Here is a 280-nt window from a genome sequence, read left to right on the forward strand (position 1 = left end):
CAACTCAAAATTCAATATGGCCAAGACTGTACTCCCATTTTTAGACTCTGGTATTTCGGGACAAAAAGATAATGAAAAAATAAATAGTATCTATATACCAGTCTTCCACTTGAATTCGAGCTTAAATCCTATCCAAAGAATTGAAGTCACGAAAATACTTATTCAAACACTGATGAAGCTACCTCATCAGCAAAAGGAATCAGTTATTACGGTCTCTAATATTTACGATAGGGCCGTTGAGACGGCCCTTGAATCCTTTATTTGTATGTCTAAATATATG

At 34.6% G+C, this 280-nt stretch carries 1 protein-coding gene; it reads left to right on the forward strand.

The genetic code is table 11. The features are described from left to right. Positions 1-280: hypothetical protein (locus M901_RS04330; RefSeq protein ID WP_034720299.1), on the forward strand; the 280-nt coding region annotated here is incomplete at both ends.

The sequence above is a fragment of the Bacteriovorax sp. DB6_IX genome, assembly GCF_000447775.1.
GTDB lineage: Bacteria > Bdellovibrionota > Bacteriovoracia > Bacteriovoracales > Bacteriovoracaceae > Halobacteriovorax_A.